15 protein-coding genes are annotated in these 18,293 nt (G+C 39.9%); 11 read left to right on the top strand and 4 right to left on the bottom strand.

Annotation, left to right across the window (positions count from 1 at the left end):
• Positions 1–375: 375 nt before the first annotated feature.
• The gene (gene purD / locus ABD915_RS00220) at positions 376–1,650 is read right to left on the bottom strand and encodes a phosphoribosylamine--glycine ligase (RefSeq protein WP_345113466.1); all 1,275 of its coding nucleotides are present in this window, start codon (positions 1,648–1,650) and stop codon (positions 376–378) included.
• A gap of 91 nt (positions 1,651–1,741) precedes the next feature.
• On the opposite strand from purD, the gene ubiA reads away from it, so the two are divergent.
• Positions 1,742–2,746 (top strand): 4-hydroxybenzoate octaprenyltransferase, encoded by a 1,005-nt coding sequence (gene ubiA / locus ABD915_RS00225; RefSeq protein ID WP_345113469.1) that lies wholly within the window; start codon positions 1,742–1,744, stop codon positions 2,744–2,746.
• A 406-nt stretch (positions 2,747–3,152) separates the two neighbouring features.
• Here the strand turns inward: ubiA and pdxH are convergent, their stop codons facing one another.
• The gene (gene pdxH, locus ABD915_RS00230) at positions 3,153–3,782 is read right to left on the bottom strand and encodes a pyridoxamine 5'-phosphate oxidase (protein WP_345113472.1); all 630 of its coding nucleotides are present in this window, start codon (positions 3,780–3,782) and stop codon (positions 3,153–3,155) included.
• 338 nt (positions 3,783–4,120) lie between these two features.
• Here pdxH and ABD915_RS00235 point away from each other — a divergent pair, with 338 nt between their 5' ends.
• From ABD915_RS00235 to ABD915_RS00270, 8 genes are all read left to right on the top strand, one after another.
• Positions 4,121–5,023: a DnaJ C-terminal domain-containing protein gene (locus ABD915_RS00235; protein ID WP_345113475.1), complete on the top strand. Its 903-nt coding sequence runs from the start codon at positions 4,121–4,123 to the stop codon at positions 5,021–5,023.
• Positions 5,024–5,146: 123 nt separating this feature from the next.
• Complete coding sequence (gene fabI, locus ABD915_RS00240; protein ID WP_345113478.1) at positions 5,147–5,965, top strand: enoyl-ACP reductase FabI; 819 nt, start codon at positions 5,147–5,149, stop codon at positions 5,963–5,965.
• Positions 5,966–6,126: 161 nt separating this feature from the next.
• Positions 6,127–7,215 (top strand): chorismate synthase, encoded by a 1,089-nt coding sequence (gene aroC, locus ABD915_RS00245; protein WP_345113480.1) that lies wholly within the window; start codon positions 6,127–6,129, stop codon positions 7,213–7,215.
• Between the two features lie 15 nt (positions 7,216–7,230).
• On the top strand, positions 7,231–8,343 hold the full coding sequence (gene ribB, locus ABD915_RS00250; RefSeq protein WP_345113483.1) for a 3,4-dihydroxy-2-butanone-4-phosphate synthase: 1,113 nt from the start codon (positions 7,231–7,233) through the stop codon (positions 8,341–8,343).
• 7 nt (positions 8,344–8,350) lie between these two features.
• A complete protein-coding gene (locus tag ABD915_RS00255; protein ID WP_345113486.1) occupies positions 8,351–8,605 on the top strand; it encodes an exodeoxyribonuclease VII small subunit in 255 nt (84 codons plus the stop codon).
• Between the two features lie 235 nt (positions 8,606–8,840).
• Positions 8,841–10,763 carry a 1-deoxy-D-xylulose-5-phosphate synthase gene (gene dxs, locus ABD915_RS00260; RefSeq protein ID WP_345113489.1) on the top strand — a complete coding sequence of 641 codons (1,923 nt, stop codon included), beginning with the start codon at positions 8,841–8,843 and terminating at the stop codon, positions 10,761–10,763.
• Position 10,764: 1 nt separating this feature from the next.
• Positions 10,765–11,514, top strand: coding sequence for a TlyA family RNA methyltransferase (locus ABD915_RS00265; protein WP_345113492.1), 750 nt, complete (start codon positions 10,765–10,767; stop codon positions 11,512–11,514).
• Entirely contained in the window at positions 11,507–12,760 is a 1,254-nt protein-coding gene (locus ABD915_RS00270; RefSeq protein WP_345113495.1) for a class I SAM-dependent RNA methyltransferase, read from the top strand. Before ABD915_RS00265 ends, ABD915_RS00270 begins: the two co-directional genes overlap by 8 nt.
• Before the next feature lie 892 nt (positions 12,761–13,652).
• Here the strand turns inward: ABD915_RS00270 and tldD are convergent.
• Both tldD and ABD915_RS00280 read right to left on the bottom strand, forming a co-directional pair.
• Entirely contained in the window at positions 13,653–15,071 is a 1,419-nt protein-coding gene (tldD, locus tag ABD915_RS00275; RefSeq protein ID WP_345113498.1) for a metalloprotease TldD, read from the bottom strand.
• Positions 15,072–15,175: 104 nt separating this feature from the next.
• The gene (locus tag ABD915_RS00280) at positions 15,176–15,715 is read right to left on the bottom strand and encodes an invasion associated locus B family protein (RefSeq protein WP_345113501.1); all 540 of its coding nucleotides are present in this window, start codon (positions 15,713–15,715) and stop codon (positions 15,176–15,178) included.
• Between the two features lie 410 nt (positions 15,716–16,125).
• Between ABD915_RS00280 and cyoE the strand changes: the two genes are divergently transcribed.
• On the top strand, positions 16,126–17,061 hold the full coding sequence (cyoE, locus tag ABD915_RS00285) for a heme o synthase (RefSeq protein WP_345113504.1): 936 nt from the start codon (positions 16,126–16,128) through the stop codon (positions 17,059–17,061).
• A 200-nt stretch (positions 17,062–17,261) separates the two neighbouring features.
• A complete protein-coding gene (gene ispH / locus ABD915_RS00290; RefSeq protein WP_345113506.1) occupies positions 17,262–18,293 on the top strand; it encodes a 4-hydroxy-3-methylbut-2-enyl diphosphate reductase in 1,032 nt (343 codons plus the stop codon).

Here is an 18,293-nt window from a genome sequence, read left to right on the forward strand (position 1 = left end):
TGATTTTGTGGCGTACTTAAAATATTGGTAGGGATGTTTTAAGTAAGAAATTTCATGGCTTTCTCTATACAAAGGCAATGATAATATATGCTGTTTGTTTCAAGCTTAATAAGCGAAGGGTTTTTTGTAAAAAATAATGAGCAAATGGATCTTAAACAAACATGGCAAGGGATGATGATTAAGAGGTTGGGCTCACAATTTCATAGTTAGGCAATTTTTTTTATTGTATGAATATCTCAACTTTATAATTGGTTTATCATTCAAAGGAAAATTCAATATTTTTCAATAGGATGAGCAACACAGAACAGTTAGCAAACTTGTGCATCATGCTATCAAGTGAAATTAGCAAATCATGAAAAAGAGTCTTCAAAGAATTTAGCTTTCTCGCGCGATGGCCCGCCAACCGATATCGCGGCGAACAAAACCTTCTGGCCAATCAATACAATCAACAGCTTCATAAGCGCGTTTTTGCGCTTGGATAATGGTTTCTCCTATTGCTGTTATATTTAAAACACGTCCACCATTAGCAATGAGTTCTCCATTGCGTAATGCTGTACCAGCTTGAAAAACCTTTACGTCAGGAAGAGCGTTTACTTTATCAACATTACGAATAACAGTACCTTTTTGAGGAGAGTCTGGGTAACCATTAGCAGCCATAACAACGGTTAAAGCAGTTTTTTCAGTCCACTGAAGGGGTTTATTTTCAAGGTTTCCTTGAGCAGCAGCAAGAAGGAGCGGAAGAATATCATCTTGTAGGCGCATCATTAAAACCTGACATTCTGGATCACCGAATCGTACATTAAATTCAATTAATTCAGGTCCCCTTTGCGTTATCATCAATCCGACAAAGAGAATGCCTTTAAAGGGAGCGCCCATTTTATTCATACTGCGTAAAGTTGGTTCAACAATTTCTTTAAGGGTACGATGAATCATTTCTTGGGTCATGATGGGAGCTGGTGAATAAGCGCCCATGCCGCCGGTATTAGCTCCCGTATCACCATCACCAACACGTTTATGATCTTGAGCAGATCCAAAGGGAAGAGCAATTTTACCATCACAAAGACAGAAGAAGCTTGCTTCTTCACCGACAAGAAAGGATTCTATAACAATTTTTTCTCCTGCATCGCCAAAGGCACTTTTGAAACAGGCATCAACTGCGTTAAATGCCTCTTCCATTGTCATTGCAACAACAACACCTTTACCAGCAGCTAAGCCATCGGCTTTAATGACAATGGGGATACCTTGTTGACGAATGTAGGCTTTAGCTTTTGACGCGTCATTAAAGCATTGGTAAGTTCCTGTAGGAATATTATTCTTACGGCATAAATCTTTTGTAAATGATTTTGAACCTTCTAGCTGTGCAGCTTTTTGAGTAGGTCCAAATACACAGATATTAGCGCGATTAAGGGAGTCTGTTATGCCTGCAACCAGTGGTGCTTCTGGTCCAACAATTACAAGGTCAATAGAATGCATTTTGCAAAAATCAATGACAAGAGAATGATCATCAATATTTAAATCAATATTTTCACCAAGTTCCACTGTTGCAGGATTCCCAGGAGCACAATATAATTTTGTTAGCAGTGGTGATGCTGCTATTTTCCATGCTAAAGCATGTTCTCGTCCGCCTGAGCCGATAAGAAGGATGTTCATTGCTTGCTCCTATCACAGAATATGGTTAAATAAGTTTTCTTGTCATAAGAATGAAATGCCTCTATCGCAAGACTAAAGGTAAAATTATTTGATGAAAAAAAGTAAAAATATTACACATGTTCAATCCTGTGAGAGTCCTGGACGGGTTATAGATGCCCCCTCCAACCAATGGGTCTATCATTTTCTGCCCCCTTCTTTGTGGTTTTATGCTCAATTGGCACGTTGGGATCGGCCTATCGGATGGCAGTTATTGATGTGGCCTTGTTTCTGGTCAACAACAATGGCTTTTCTTTCTTATGAAGTGCATCGATACCCTCTTTTATCAATGTTAATGAATTGGTTTTGGTATCTCTTTCTTTTTTTTCTAGGTTCCATAGCCATGCGGGGTGCAGGGTGTACTTGGAACGATCTTATTGACCATAAGATTGATTCTCAGGTAGAGCGAACACGTTCTCGCCCATTGCCAACAGGCCATGTAAGTCGATTTCAGGCAAAAGTTTTTATATTCGTGCAATGTTTGGTTGGTTTAGGGGTTTTATCGCAATTTAATAGATTTAGTTTTTTTCTAGGTATCTCGTCATTGGTGGCGGTTGCACTTTATCCATTTATGAAACGCATAACATATTGGCCGCAATTTTTTTTAGGTATTGCATTTAATTGGGGGGCATTAATGGGGTGGGCAGTTGTGTGTGGGAGTTTGGGGTGGGCACCTATCTTACTTTATGTGGGATCAATCTTGTGGACAATAGGGTATGATACAATTTACGCGCATCAAGATAAGGAGGATGATGCGACTGTTGGCGTACTTTCTACGGCACTTCTCTTTGGTAAAGGCACCAAACGTGCTTTGGTATTTTTGTATAGTGGTTTTTTGGTTCTCGTCAGCTTAGCATTTTATTTGGCACAAGTTCCCATTCTTAGTTTTCTTGGACTTTTTGTGGCAAGCATTCATATGTTCGTTCAAATTAAAGTCATTGATATAGACGACAGTTCACAATGCCTAAAGCTTTTTAAATCTAATTCGTTTATTGGCTTTGTGATTTTTGCTGGTTTGGTATGCGGTGGTATCTGGATGATACTTTACCCTACGGTTTAACAATAAAAACTTAAAACATAAATCATATGTTATATGATGTTTGAAAGTGAAGGAAATGAAAACCTCAGGGTGTTATCATTGATTTTGAATTTTTTATTTCAGCCTTGGAGCTCTTTTTTTCCGTATTTCAGAGTATGCAGGATCATCTTACCTTTTTAAGTACCGTTTAACAGCGCTGATCACCTTACGGAATTTCTATTAAAAACAGCGTTTTATTTGGATAGGCTTGTAACTGTAATCTCTCTTCAAGCCGTAAAGGAGGTAAAAAATCATTCGTCAACTAAGTTTTATAGTGAAAATGCGATTATCGGATTTAAATTGAAATCAACAATCCACTCTTAGTTTTGCGAATAGCTGTTTAGTCCTTATATAAACAAAGATTTTAAGCTCTTTAAAGCCTGAAGGATTAGGGATAAAGCTGTTGTCTTTGCCAATCGACATCTTCAACAGAATTACGTGTAAAGAGTAGACGGTCATGTAAACGAAACGGGCGATCGCGCCAGAATTCGATAGAAAGGGGTTTAACGCGAAAACCAGACCAATAAGATGGGCGTGGTATGTTTCCTACAGCATAATGAGCAGTATATTTGGCAATTGCTTTTTCGAGGGCAAACCGGTTTTCTAATGGCTGAGATTGTTTGGATGCCCATGCACCAATTCGACTGCCACGTGGTCGCGATTGGAAATACGCATCTGCTTCTTGAGGAGTGATCTTTTCAACAATTCCTCTAATTCTGACTTGACGGCGAAGCGATTTCCAATGAAAACCTAACGATGCTTTCATTGATTTCAAAATTTCTTGTCCTTTTCGGCTTTCATAATTGGTATAGAAGACGAAGCCTTGAGGACTGTAGTCTTTGAGAAGAACCATACGAACATTAGGCAAGCCTGTTTCATCGACTGTTGCCAACGCCATAGCGTTAGGATCATTTATTTCGCTCACAGTTGCCTCTTCAAGCCATTTTGCGAAGAGTGCGAAAGGTTTTTCCATTTGCATGAAGTCGAAGTCATTGTCTGTTTGTGTTTTGTTGCTCATAGTATCTCCGCATGTTAGTGAGCACGAGTGAGGCATTTTTTCGTTTAATTTACTTTACTTTATTATCGAGAGGTAAAGCGCTGTTTTTTCTCTTTCAAAAAAAATCAATTCTGTTTTGTATTTTTATGGCGTTTTAATTATTTTTTTCTTTAGCATTGAATACAATGCGCTATATTAAAAAAATATCTATTTTAGCTGGTATTTTATTTTCTTTATAGGCATATAAACAAAGAAACAGAGAAAAATCATTCTCTAGAATAGACTGATGAGGCTGTGAGGGATATTGAACAACATATCAGTTGATATTTTGAGAACAAAACAATTGAAAAGAGGGCAATATGCGTGATCCCTACACGATTCTGGGAGTGGCACGTACCGCAAAACCGCAAGAAATTAAATCGGCATTCAGAAGATTAGCAAAAAAGTATCACCCAGACCATAATATGGATGATGCAAAAGCGAAAGAAAAGTTTTCTGAAATTAATCAAGCTTATGAAATTATAGGTGATAAAGATAAAAAAGCACAATTTGACCGCGGTGAAATTGATATGGAGGGAAAACCGCTTTATCAAGCTTATGGTGCTGGTGAGAATTTTAGCAATAGACACAATCCTTTTTCAGGAGGAGCGAAGGGTTTTGATTTTGGTTCTTCCGGCGGTGCGGGTTTTGATGCGAGCGATATTTTTCGTGATTTGTTTGGGGGAAGAGGGAGCTTTTCAAATTCTGCGCACTATAATCGACCTCAACAAGGGGCCCATGTTCGTGCTAATCTTGCGGTAACATTGGAACAGATGGTTGGTGCAGAAAAGGTAGAGGCTGTTTTTCCTAATGGAAAAAAGTTAAAAATTAAGCTTCCAGACTATGTTGAAGATGGGCAAACCATTCGCTTAAAAGGCCAAGGAGAAGAGGTGGCTTATGGGCAAGCAGGAGATGCGTTGGTAACGATTCATATTCAAAAACATCCTCGTTTGCGGCTTGAAGGAAGGGCGCTCCATCTTGATTTACCAGTTCCCCTTAAACATGCTGTTTTAGGAGCAAAAGAAGAAGTTGAGACTTTAGAAGGGCGTGTGGTTTTAACTATTCCTGCTTGGTCAAGTTCTGATCGTGTTTTACGGTTGAAAGAGAAAGGACTTCGTTTAAAAAACGGCAAAAGGGATGATCTTTATGTGCATGTTCGTGTCATGTTGCCGGAAGGTGGTGATGCTGCATTAGAACAGTTTTTGCAAATGCAAAAAAGTTAACATTTGAATTATATAAATGCATAGTTTTCGTTTGATTTTAAACCAATTACTTGAAGAAAAAGTTGACCTATGCCATAGGCAGATAAATAATATTAATTTTAAAGTAGCAACGGGGCAGTGCTTATGGCTAATGGTAATGGTTTATTGTACGGCAAGCGTGGTTTAATTTTGGGATTGGCCAATAATCGCTCTATCGCTTGGGGGATAGCTAAAGCGGCGAGTAGCGCAGGGGCAGAGCTTGCTTTTACCTATCAAGGTGAGGCGATGAAAAAGCGTGTTGAGCCTTTGGCAGAGGAAGTAAAGGGATTTGTTTGCGGTCATTGTGATGTTTCTGATAGTGCATCTATTGATGCAGTCTTTAGAACAATAGAGAATAAATGGGGCAAACTGGATTTTTTAGTTCATGCTATTGGTTTTTCTGATAAGGACGAGTTAAGCGGTCGTTATGTTGATATTAGCGAATCGAATTTTATGATGACCATGAATATTTCCGTTTATTCCTTAACGGCTTTAACGAAGCGTGCAGAAAAGTTAATGCCAGATGGCGGCTCAATTTTAACATTGACCTATTATGGTGCAGAAAAGGTTGTTCCCAATTATAATGTGATGGGAGTTGCTAAAGCGGCTCTTGAAGCAAGTGTGAAATATTTAGCAGTGGATTTAGGTCCTAAGCGTATTCGTGTTAATGCGATCTCTGCTGGGCCAATCAAAACGCTAGCTGCTTCTGGTATTGGTGATTTCCGTTATATTTTAAAATGGAATGAATATAATGCTCCCTTACGTCGTACGGTAACAATTGAAGAGGTGGGTGATTCTGCTCTTTACTTTCTTTCCGATTTGTCTCGTTCTGTTACCGGTGAAGTACATCACGTGGATTCAGGTTATAACGTTATAGGTATGAAAGCTGTTGATGCACCGGACATTTCTGTCGTTAAAGAATGAATTTGGTTTATAAGGCTTTTTACTTTAACAACAGTGATTTGTCTGAATTTAAAATGCCCAATGAGTGGCATAGGAGCGTAGTATTATTTTGAGGGCTGTTTGTACACAGTTCGACATGCGCTAGAGTGGTGTATATTTGACAAAGAAACGAGTCATTTTTCATGTCGCATAATACATTTGGGCATTTGTTTCGTGTAACAACATGGGGAGAAAGTCATGGTGTTGCTCTTGGCTGTGTTATTGATGGTTGTCCTCCGGGGATTGTTTTCACCCTGTCAGAGGTTCAATCTTATCTTGATAAACGCAGACCGGGACAATCCAAATATACAACGCAGCGCCGAGAATCAGATAAAGTAGAGGTCCTTTCAGGAGTTGTTGTTCAAGACGATGGGACGACATTGGTGACAACAGGTACGCCAATTTCTCTGTTTATTCGAAACACAGATCAACGTTCGAAAGATTATGGCTCAATTGTCCGTCAGTATCGTCCAAGTCATGCGGATTATACTTATGATATTAAATATGGCATTCGTGATTTTCGAGGTGGAGGACGTTCTTCAGCGCGTGAGACGGCAGCACGTGTTGCGGCAGGTGCTCTTGCGCGTAAAATTGTTCCTAGTCTGATTGTACGGGGAGCTGTGATAGCGATTGGTCCTCATAATATTAATCGCGATCGTTGGGATTGGTCAGAGGTTGATAAAAATCCTTTTTTTACACCTGATGCAGAGATGGTGCCCATTTTTAGTGATTATATCAATAAACTACGTAAAGATGGTTCATCTGTTGGTGCTCTTGTTGAGATTGTTGCGGAGAATGTTCCGGCAGGGTTAGGAGCACCTATTTACGCAAAACTTGACCAGGATATTGCATCATTACTCATGTCAATTAATGCGGTTAAAGGGGTTGAAATTGGTGATGGTTTTGCAGCAGCTCGCCTATTGGGAGAAGAAAATGCAGATGAAATGCGAATGGGAAGTGATGGAAGACCATTTTTTTTATCCAATCATGCTGGTGGTATTTTAGGTGGAATATCGAGTGGACAGCCAATAGTTGCACGTTTTGCTGTGAAGCCGGCAGCATCAATTTTGATTCCCCGTCGTTCGATTGATGTTGATGGTAACAATGTAGATGTTGCAACGAAAGGACGCCATGATCCGTGTGTTGGGATTCGCGCTGTTCCTGTTGGTGAGGCGATGGTCGCTTGTGCTATTGCTGATCATTATTTAAGGCATCGCGGTCAGGTTGGTTGATTTGAAAGGTAAGTGATGACTTATGATCAAAAAAAAATTGTTTCTGCGCTTCGGGCTTTTGAACGCGGTGAGATTGTTGTAGTTACGGATGATGATGGACGTGAAAACGAGGGTGATTTAACTCTTGCTGCTGTCCATTGTACAGAAGAAAAGATGGCATTTATCATTCGTCACACAACGGGCATTGTTTGTGCACCTATGCCAAAAGAAGAAGCGCAACGGTTTCATCTTGCTCCTATGGTGCCAGATAATAATTCAGCGCACCGGACCCAATTTACTGTTACTGTGGATTTTAAACATGGGATAACGACGGGTATTTCCGCACACGACCGTACATTGGCAGTTCGTAATCTTGCTAATCCAAATGCTGGTGCTCACGATTTTGTCCGTCCAGGACATATTTTTCCTTTGATTGCGCATGAAGGGGGGGTTCTTATGCGTTCAGGTCATACGGAGGCGGCTGTTGATTTATGTAAATTAGCTGGTTTGCCGCCAGTTGGTGTTATTGGTGAGTTGGTCAATGATGATGGCAGCGTTAAACACGGAGATGAAGTTACAAAATTTGCACAAGATAATCGGTTGCATATGATAACAGTTGCCGATTTAATCGCTTATCGTCAACGTAAGGAAATGTTGATCAGGCATGTTGGAGAAATGCATATTGAAACACCAGTAGGACCTGCTATTGTCCAGAGTTATCAACTGCCTTGGGAAGCAGTTCAGCATGTTGCAATCGTTTTTGGTGATATTCGTGATGGTGAGGATATTCCTGTGCGGTTGCATCGTGAAAACATTATGAGTGATGTTTTTGGTCAATCATCAGATGTTACCGCTATCATGCGGCGTATGATGGAAAAAGAAAAACGTGGTGTTTTTGTTTATTTGCGTGAAGGATCGGTTGGTGTTGGTCAAAAAACAGCTATTGGCTTTGAGGAAATGGCAAAAAAAGCTTCAGAAAACCATGTGCAGGCGATTGAACGTGAAGAAGAATGGCGCCAAATTGGTTTAGGGTCACAAATTTTGAAACATTTAGGAATCAGTTCTGTTATTGTTTATGCTTCTAAAGAGCGCCATTATGTAGGTTTAGAAGGTTTTGGAATTCGTATATCTAGAACAGATATCTTGTGAGGATCGCATGGAACAAGAGATAAAAAAGGGGGATATTACGGCGTTAAGTTTTGAGGAAGCACTTAAGCAGCTTGAAGTGATTGTTGAGAATTTAGAACGCGGCGATGTTCCTTTAGAACAATCAATTGACATTTATGAGCGTGGTGAGGCTCTGAAAAAGCATTGCGAAAAGCTCTTGAAAGTAGCTGAAGCTAAAGTTGAGAAAATTCAGCTTTCAGAAGGAGGCTCTCCAAAAGGTGTAGAGCCACTTGATCCTGAATAAAGTTCAGTAATTTTTCTGTGTTTGTTGTGTCGCAAAAGGCAAAGCGACTTCATTTATGGAGAACAGATTTTATTAATTGCTTTTTATGTAATGAGCTAGAAACAAGAAAAGCTTGTAGATAAGCTTAAATAGGTAAAGTATACCAGTATAAAATACGACACACTATAAACGAAATAGAGAAAAATGTGCGCTTATCTTTTCATTTTTTTGATCAAATAAATATAAGGAGTTTTTTTTGTCTAGGCCATTAACGCCGCTACTTGATTGTATTCGTTTGCCAGAGGATTTGCGGGCATTGCCGGAGTCTGATTTGGTAAGGTTGGCTGATGAATTGCGGGCTGAAACAATTGATGCGGTTTCGGTAACAGGTGGTCATCTTGGTGCGGGGCTTGGGGTTGTTGAACTCACTGTTGCGTTGCATTATGTTTTTAATACGCCTGTTGATAGGATTATTTGGGATGTTGGTCATCAAACTTATCCTCATAAAATTTTGACGGGGCGTAGAGAGAAAATTCGCACATTGCGTCAAGAAGGCGGATTGTCAGGTTTTACCAAGCGTTCAGAAAGTGTGTACGATCCGTTCGGGGCGGGCCATTCTTCTACGTCTATCTCAGCTGGTCTTGGTATGGCGGTGGCTAGTGCTTTGAAGGCGGAGACGAGACGGAATATTATTTCTGTCATTGGTGATGGCGCTATGTCTGCTGGTATGGCTTATGAAGCGATGAATAATGCCGGCGCTTTGGATGCGCGTTTGATTGTTATCCTCAACGATAATGATATGTCTATTGCACCCCCTACTGGTGCTATGAGCGCTCATCTTGCGCGGCTTGTTTCCCGCCCATCATACCGCAATTTGCGTGAACGGGTAAAGATACTAAGCGAGAAATTGCCAAAGTTCTTTTTAGATAAAGCACGTCGTTCAGAAGAATTTGCGCGTGGTTTTTTGGTTGGAGGAACTTTATTTGATGAGCTTGGCTTTTACTATGTTGGACCAATAGATGGCCACAATTTAAAGCACTTATTGCCTGTTTTAAAAAATGTTCGTGAATATCCTGATGGTCCTGTTTTGGTGCATGTCGTAACCCATAAGGGCAAGGGGTATGCACCTGCGGAAGCATCATCTGATAAATATCATGGAGTGAATCGTTTTAATGTTGTTACAGGGAAACAGATTAAGACACAAAGCAATGCTCTTTCCTATACCAAGGTGTTTTCTAAAGCTTTAATGGAGGAAGCCAGTCATGATGATAAGATTGTTGGTATAACGGCGGCAATGCCAACAGGAACGGGTCTTGATTCTTTCGCTGAAAAATTCCCTGAAAGAATGTTTGATGTTGGTATTGCGGAGCAGCATGCAGTAACTTTTGCTGCTGGCATTGCTTGTGAAGGTTACAAACCTTTTGTTGCGATTTATTCTACTTTTTTGCAGCGCGCGTATGATCAGATTATTCACGATGTATCGATTCAAAAATTACCGGTGCGTTTTGCGATTGATCGAGCAGGTTTTGTAGGTGCAGATGGTGCGACGCACGCTGGCAGTTTTGATATTGTTTTTTTGACCACTCTTCCTGACTTTGTTGTTATGGCGCCTTCTGATGAAGTCGAGCTTATGCATATGGTCCGTACCGCTGCGGCGTATGATCAGGGGCCACTTTCTTTTCGTTATCCGCGTGGTGAAGGTATTGGTATGGATTTACCACAGCGCGGTGAGTTACTAGAGATTGGAAAAGGGCGTATTTTACGTGAGGGAAACAGGATTGCTCTGGTTTGTTTTGGAACGCGAATGCCAGAAGTCCTGATGGCTGCTGATGAGTTGGGCGCAGAGGGGTTATCGACAACGGTTGCGGATGCACGGTTTGCAAAACCTTTAGATAAGGATTTGATGCGTCGTTTGGCACGTGAGCATGAAGTCTTGGTGACAATTGAAGAAGGCGCGATGGGTGGCTTTGGAGCGCACTTATTACAATTTTTGGCGCAAGAAGGACTTTTGGAGCATGGTTTAAAAGTTCGCACATTAAAACTTCCTGATGCTTATTTGAATCACGGTTCACCAAAGACAGTGCTTTCGCGTATCGGACTTGATGCTATAGGTATTATCAACACTGTCTTTACTGCTTTAGGACGCAAAATTCGGACAGTGCAGAAAGTTCGAGTATGAGATGTCCATCAAAAAAAGGCTTGATGTTTTTTTAGTTGAAAAAAACTTTTTTACGACACGTTCACGGGCACGTGATGCCATTATGCGTCAAACCGTTAAGGTTGATGGCGAAATAATTTCAAAAGCTGGACAAATTATTTCTGATAGCGCAGACATTGTAGTTTGCGATCCTGCACAGAAGTATGTTTCACGTGCGGCGTTAAAATTGATCAGTGCACTTGATGCATTTCCAATTGTAACGGATAAAGTGACTGCCATTGATATTGGTGCATCGACAGGTGGTTTTACGCAAGTTCTTTTAGAGCGCGGAGCAGCGCATGTTATTGCTGTTGATGTTGGCCATAATCAATTGGATTCACGGTTATCTGGCAACAGTGCGATAACTTTATTGGAGGGCTTGAATGTTAGAAATTTGAAACAGAAACATTTAGACGGTCGAGAAATTGATCTTATAGTATCGGATGTTAGTTTTATTTCTCTCAAACTTGCGTTGCCACCCGTTTTGTCTCTAGCTAGGAGGGGAGCTCAAGCAATTTTATTGGTAAAGCCACAATTTGAAATTGGTCGAGAAGCTCTTGGTAAGGGCGGGGTATTAAGAGATCTATCAATAGCAAAACAAACTGCTGAAAGACTTTTTGATTGGCTCAACACTCAAAGGGGATGGACAGCGAAAGGTTTGCTTCTCTCACCTATTGCAGGTGGTGATGGCAATGTAGAATACTTGCTATTTGGAGAAAAAAAGAATGATTAATGGTGTTATCATCGACCATATTGGCGCGAATGGTCATGGTGTTTCCAATACACCACACGGTTCTATCTATGTTCCTTTTACTTTACCAAAAGAGGTTGCTACAATTGCTCTTTGTGGGAAATATGCAAAGCTTATTACGTTAGAAGAAAAATCACCAGAACGCATTGAAGCTATTTGCCAACATTTTGAGAATTGTGGAGGATGTCTTCTTCAGCATTGGAGTGCTGATGCTTACCGTTCTTGGAAGCGGCGATTAGTTGTTGATGCGCTCAAAAGTCATGGCATTGATGTCTTTGTTTCTCCTTTAATTGAATGTGGATATCACTCTCGTCGGCGAATCACTTTAACAGCGCTTGCGACCCAGAATGGTCATATTGTTGGTTTTAATCGTTATTTGTCCCATGAGGTTATAGCGGTTGAAGAATGCCCAGTAACACGTTTTGAGATTATATCTAAACTAGATGATATCAGGTCACTTTGTGCTCTTGTAAGCAATCATGCCAAACGGTTTCATATAACGATAACGTCTGTTGAAAACGGCTTAGATATTGCTTTAAGCGGTTGTGTTATACGCGATGAGCATGTTCGTCAGAAAATGGTGCGTGCAGCCCTTTTGTGTGGAATTACCCGTCTGTCTGTTGAGGGTGAGGTTTTTGTTGAACGAGAAAAACCATTGATTTATTTTGGCGATGTTCGTGTTGAACTTCCCTCTGGAGGTTTTCTGCAAGCGACTGTTGAAGCAGAAAATATTATGGGCAATATTATTTTAGCTCATTTAAAAAAAGCAAAAAATGCCGTTGATTTGTTTTCTGGAGTGGGAACATTTGCGTTGCGTATGGCGAAGAAGGTGAATGTTCATGCGGTAGAAAATGATGGAGAAGCGTTAGCAAATTTAGATCGGGCAGCACGCTTTGCGATCGGTTTAAAGACAGTGACTTGTGAAAAACGTGATCTCTTTCGTCGTCCACTTTCTGCAAAGGAACTTGAGTGTTTTGAGTGCGTTGTTTTTGACCCTCCACGCGCTGGTGCACAAAAACAGGTGCGTGAATTAGCGAAGGCGACGATCCCACGTGTGATAGCAATTTCGTGTAATCCTGTTACGTTTGCTCGTGATTTATCTCTTCTTGTTACAGGTGGTTATACAATAGAACAAATCATACCGATTGATCAATTTTTATGGTCACCGCATGTTGAAATTGTTGCTGTTTTGAGTAAGCGTAAGGCGACTATAAGTTGGAAACTTTAGCTTGTTTGAAGGATAGCAAAAATTATTTGAATGAAGGACATTTGATGAGATTCTGTATCCCAATAAGCTTTGATAAAGGGGGAGAAGTGGTAACTTTCATTTATAAGAAGTATTATTACTAGGGAGGGGGATGATATCAAGTGCAGGAATTGGGAAAAAGAGTTAACCTTCATTAAGGGATCAGTTTCTGGAATGTGCGTGACGGTTTCAAGATCTTACCTTTTGCGTTTTGTTAAAAGCGTTCATGATGCTTTAAAATAGTGAGAGTTTTTTCTTTTATCTTAGGCGAGTGATTTAGCATCTTTAAACCTTGAAAATCCTAGTGCCAAAAAGGGATCTGTCCTTGAGTTTGGAAGAGTTTGCTAAGAACTATGCGTTATGGGTGAGGTTATAAAGATTGATACACCTTTGTTTTGTTTTTTTCTTGTGCCAAGCGTATAGATGCGCTCAGCAAAAAAAGAAGCTCTGGGAAGACAAACAAGAAGATTTACCACAAAGAGTCATGCTGCGGTGAATGCTCCTTAGGAGCGGCCTTTACGTTTTTTTTATCATCCGAAGAACGGGAGTTGTTATATTCCAAACATCTCAGCTTGCTGCGAGGGATAAAAAATACACAACAAGCTATTGCTATGCGAGGTTATGTTTAGATGCGCGAAGAGAAGAGATGAGGAAGCAAAATTGCACTGTCGTCCTTTTCCCACACAAACAAAAAAGCACTGAGAATAGTGGCAAATACCTTTATAAAGAACGCCATCCTATCAAAGGTTTCTCCAATAAAAACTAATCATTTCAGACATATCTTCTGGCAATTAGATAAAAGACTTCTTCTTTTACAGAGTTGTTCAGCTATACTCCAATTACCCTCTGGATTAGAGCTGCATAAAATCTAGTTTTATGAAAGTGCTGTTCCACCAATTGTCATATTATTGATTCGCAGATGAGGTTGTCCAACACCAACAGGGACATTTTGTCCTGCTTTTCCGCACATACCGATACCATTATCAAGTTTGCTATCATTTCCAATCATTGTAATACGTTTCATGGCTTCTGGTCCATTTCCAATAAGGGTTGCACCTTTGATTGGTGCTACAATTTTGCCATTTTCTACTCGGTAGGCTTCAGTACATTCAAAGACGAATTTTCCAGAAGTGATATCAACCTGTCCTCCGCCAAATGAAACAGCATAGATACCATTTTTTAGTGAGAGTAGAATTTCTTCAGGTGTTTTATCTCCTCCTAGCATGATTGTATTTGTCATCCGTGGCATTGGTGCATGTGCATAGGATTCACGCCGTCCATTTCCAGTTGGATTAACCCCCATAAGTCGAGCATTTAGTCTATCTTGCATAAATCCAATGAGTTTACCATCTTCAATAAGAACGTTATATCCTGATGGTGTGCCTTCGTCATCAACAGTAAGTGAACCACGGCATTCTGGAATTGTACCATCATCAACGACTGTCACACCTTTTGCTGCAATTTGTTTGCCTAGAAGTCCAGCAAAAGCAGAAGTTTTTTTGCGGTTAAAATCCCCTTCCAATCCATGACCTACGGCTTCATGAAGCATAACGCCGGGCCACCCATTGGCTAGGACAACATCAAATGTTCCTGCTGGTGCTGGTTCTGCTTCTAGGTTTATTAAAGCCATACGCAAAGCTTCATCAGCAGCTTTTTTCCAATTTTCTTCACGAATGAATTGGCTAAATGCTTGCCTACCACCACATCCATAGAAACCATTTTCACGTCGATCACCCTCGGCAGCAACCACGGATATAGAAAGTCGCACAAGAGGGCGAATATCACGGACAAGACAGCCGTCGGCACGTAAGATTTCAACATGCTGGAGTGAACCGGAAAGAGAAACAGTCACTTGATGCAATTTATCATTTTTTTCACGTAAATAAGCATCAATTTTTTGCAAAAGCATACTTTTTTCTTCAAATGATGGAGTATCAAGAGGGTTACATGGTTGATAGAGTCTCTTGTTTGTTTGTTGAGGTGCGGCACTATAAGGTCCTACATGATTATGATAGGTAACAGCTCTAGCCGCTTCACTAGCACGTTTGAGCGCTGCAGCTGATAATTCACTAGAATGAGCATATCCAGTAGCCTCTCCAGCAACAACGCGTAGACCAAATCCCATATCTTGATGAAAAGAGCCATTTTTAAGTTGCCCATTATCAAATAAAAGAGCTTCACTTTCTGTATACTCAAGATAAAGCTCACCATCATCAGCATTGTGAAGAGATTCTTGTACAAGTGATTGCACTTTAGAGGAAGCAATATCAAAATAGTCAATCAGGGATTTCATAGTAGTTATCCTATTTTATGGGGATTTGGAAGATTTCCATTGTTTTGTTCGAGAAACTATAAAAGAGCTATAAGATGCTTTGATTGGTTAATGTATTCATCATATTACGTTGGTAAGGTTGCATAGGCCTCACTAAGGCCTTGAAGGTCAATGAGTCCCCCAGTTCCTTGCTCAGGCGTTGTGAAGATAAAATAAGTTGCTCTTTTCCCTTTTAAAAACAGCTGTAGTATATCTTCCTTAAGAACAGCTTCAGCAACGCAATTATCACCAATACAACGACGATATTCCATTTTCCCTATATCTTTATCGTCAATTTTTATTCCAACACCGAAGCGCAATTCAACGCGAATCGGAACGAAAACACGCATCAAGGCTCCTTGATTTTTAGGAAGTTTATAAAACATAACACGAAAGCTAATATCATGGCGATCTTGCATATGGACGTTTTGTACAACTTCGCATTGTGTATTAGGTGTACCTAGTGGCAAAGAACAAACTTTCGTCCATGCACCGTAGGTTTGTGGGGTAGGGACATTTTGCGTGTTGGATGTTTGTGCAGCAGCGTGATGAGCAGAAATGTTATAAAGCATGTAAATAACAACACCAATAAAGAAACTTTTTTTTAGCAATTTATAAAGTACCACAGAAAGCCTTGCCTTACTCGAATCAACACTCCGCACTTGTGCAGTGAGTTACATAATAAAGTGAATTTTCAAACTGAAATTATAACACAAAACCCGTATCTACCAAAACATATTAATCCATATACACGAAAGAAAAGAAAAACTAAAAAAAACAATATCTTATAGAAATAAGAGCTTTTAACATTGCTTTAGAATGTTTTCTAGGATGTATTTTGTTTTTATGATACGTTTTTTATATAAGAAAGAATGTCTTTATATTGATATTGCAAATGCTTCTGTCTGTTTTTAATGAGTACGTATAAGAGGGCTATCCTATATGTTTTCAAAAGCACTCATATTAATTGGTCATTCGCATATGCTAGATGATATTTGTTTGTGTATGACAGAGATGGAAGAGGTCTTTGAGGAGAATGTCTGTTTCAGAAGAATTATCGGCTGACAATGGTAAATTGTTCCCGCCAAAATCTAGTATTTATGATTATATCACGTTATTGAAACCACGGGTTATGTCGCTTGTTGTATTTACAGCTCTGGTTGGACTGCTCGTATCACCTGTTTCTATAAATCCATTGTATGGTTTTTTAGCAATTTTGTGTATTGCTCTAGGTGGTGGTGGTGCGGGAGCACTGAATATGTGGTATGATTCTGATATTGATGCTATGATGGAACGTACCAAACATCGCCCTGTTCCTAGCGGCAAAATCAGTCCCCAAAAGGCATTTGTTTTTGGGCTGGTTCTTTCTATACTTTCTGTATTGGTTATGGGGAGCTTCATTAATTGGTTTGCAGCATTTTTTCTTGCGTTCACAATTTTCTTTTATGTTGTTATCTATACAATTTGGCTAAAACGTATAACGCCACAAAATATTGTTATTGGTGGTGCATCTGGAGCTTTCCCGCCTATGATTGGATGGGCAGCGGCAACGGGGACAGTGAATATTGAGAGCTTTTTGTTATTTTTAATCATTTTTATGTGGACTCCACCACATTTTTGGTCTCTTTCTCTCTTTTCATCTCTTGATTATGAGGCCGCAGGCATTCCTATGATGCCTAATGTACGAGGTGAGCGTTCAACAAAAAAACAGATTTTATTTTATACTGTTCTTATGGCAATGTGCACCGCTGGACCTTTTATTACTGGCTTTGCGGGAGTTTCCTATGGTATTTTCTCAACAATTTTGAGCTTTATCTTTATTTATTTTGTCTATCGTTTATGGAAAGCCGATACGCATGACGCAACCATTTTGATGGCAAAAAAAACGTTTTTCTTTTCATTATTTTATTTAGCTGCTATATTTGGATCCCTTTTAATTGAATCTTTCGTTTGGAGTTTTATCATCTCTTAAATTTGTTGCAATCAAGCAGCAAAAATTAAAAATTGTGTCTTAATAAAGTACGATACTAACCTAAAAAGGTGGGAACACTGTTTCATTAGAGTAGGTAACATTTTGGCGTTTTTCTGCCTGTCTATTGTACTGCTTGCCTGATGTATAGCAATAATATGCTGAGGTATGTGATCAAAGCTATAGATATTAAGGGATAAACTATGTTAGCATTCCCCCCTCTAACAATGCGCCTTTGTAGTCCGCGTGGGTTTTGTGCTGGGGTTGATCGTGCGATTCAGATTGTTATTCTTGCATTAAAAAAATATGGTGCTCCAGTTTATGTTCGTCATGAAATTGTGCATAATCGTTATGTAGTTGAGGGATTACAGCAGCGTGGAGCTATTTTTGTTGAAGAGCTTAATGAAATCCCAGAGGAGCATCGCAACCAGCCTGTTGTGTTTTCTGCCCATGGAGTGCCAAAATCGGTAGTAGAAGAGGCGCGTCAATATAATCTTCTATATCTCGATGCGACATGTCCCTTGGTTTCTAAGGTTCATAAACAAGCGATACGACATCAACGGCATGACCGCCATGTTATATTGATTGGTCATTCTGGCCATCCTGAGGTAATCGGAACAATGGGACAGCTTGAAAAAGGGTCTGTTACATTAATTGAGACAGTAAAGGATGCTTTATATTATCAACCAGATGATCCCCAAAAATTGGGTTTTGTCACTCAAACAACACTTTCTGTTGAAGATACAGCGGAGATTCTTGATGTATTGCAACGACGTTTTCCTATGTTGGAACCACCAGCTGCTGAATCAATTTGCTATGCTACCACGAATAGGCAAAAAGCTGTGAAGGTGGCGGCGCTGGGGAGTGATCTATTTTTAATTGTCGGTGCACCGAATTCTTCTAATTCACGACGTTTAGTAGAGGTTGCTGAGAGGTTTGGTGCGCGCCGAGCTATTTTAGTGCAAGGTGTTAATGAAATTGATTTTGATAGTCTTGGAGCTCTTTCCGTCGTGAGTCTTTCAGCTGGTGCATCTGCTCCTGAAATTATTGTTCATGAAATTATTGCAGCTTTTCGTAAACGTTATGATGTTAAAATAGAATTAACTGAAACTGCAGTAGAAACGGAAACATTTTTAGTGAATCGGGAATTACGTGACATCATTTTAACTCCTAAAGATATGGCTTTCGTTAATGGTCGAGCCGAGTCGTTAACAAATGAAAATGATGATACATAA

Source organism: Bartonella jaculi (assembly GCF_039543045.1).
Taxonomy (GTDB): Bacteria; Pseudomonadota; Alphaproteobacteria; order Rhizobiales; family Rhizobiaceae; genus Bartonella; species Bartonella jaculi.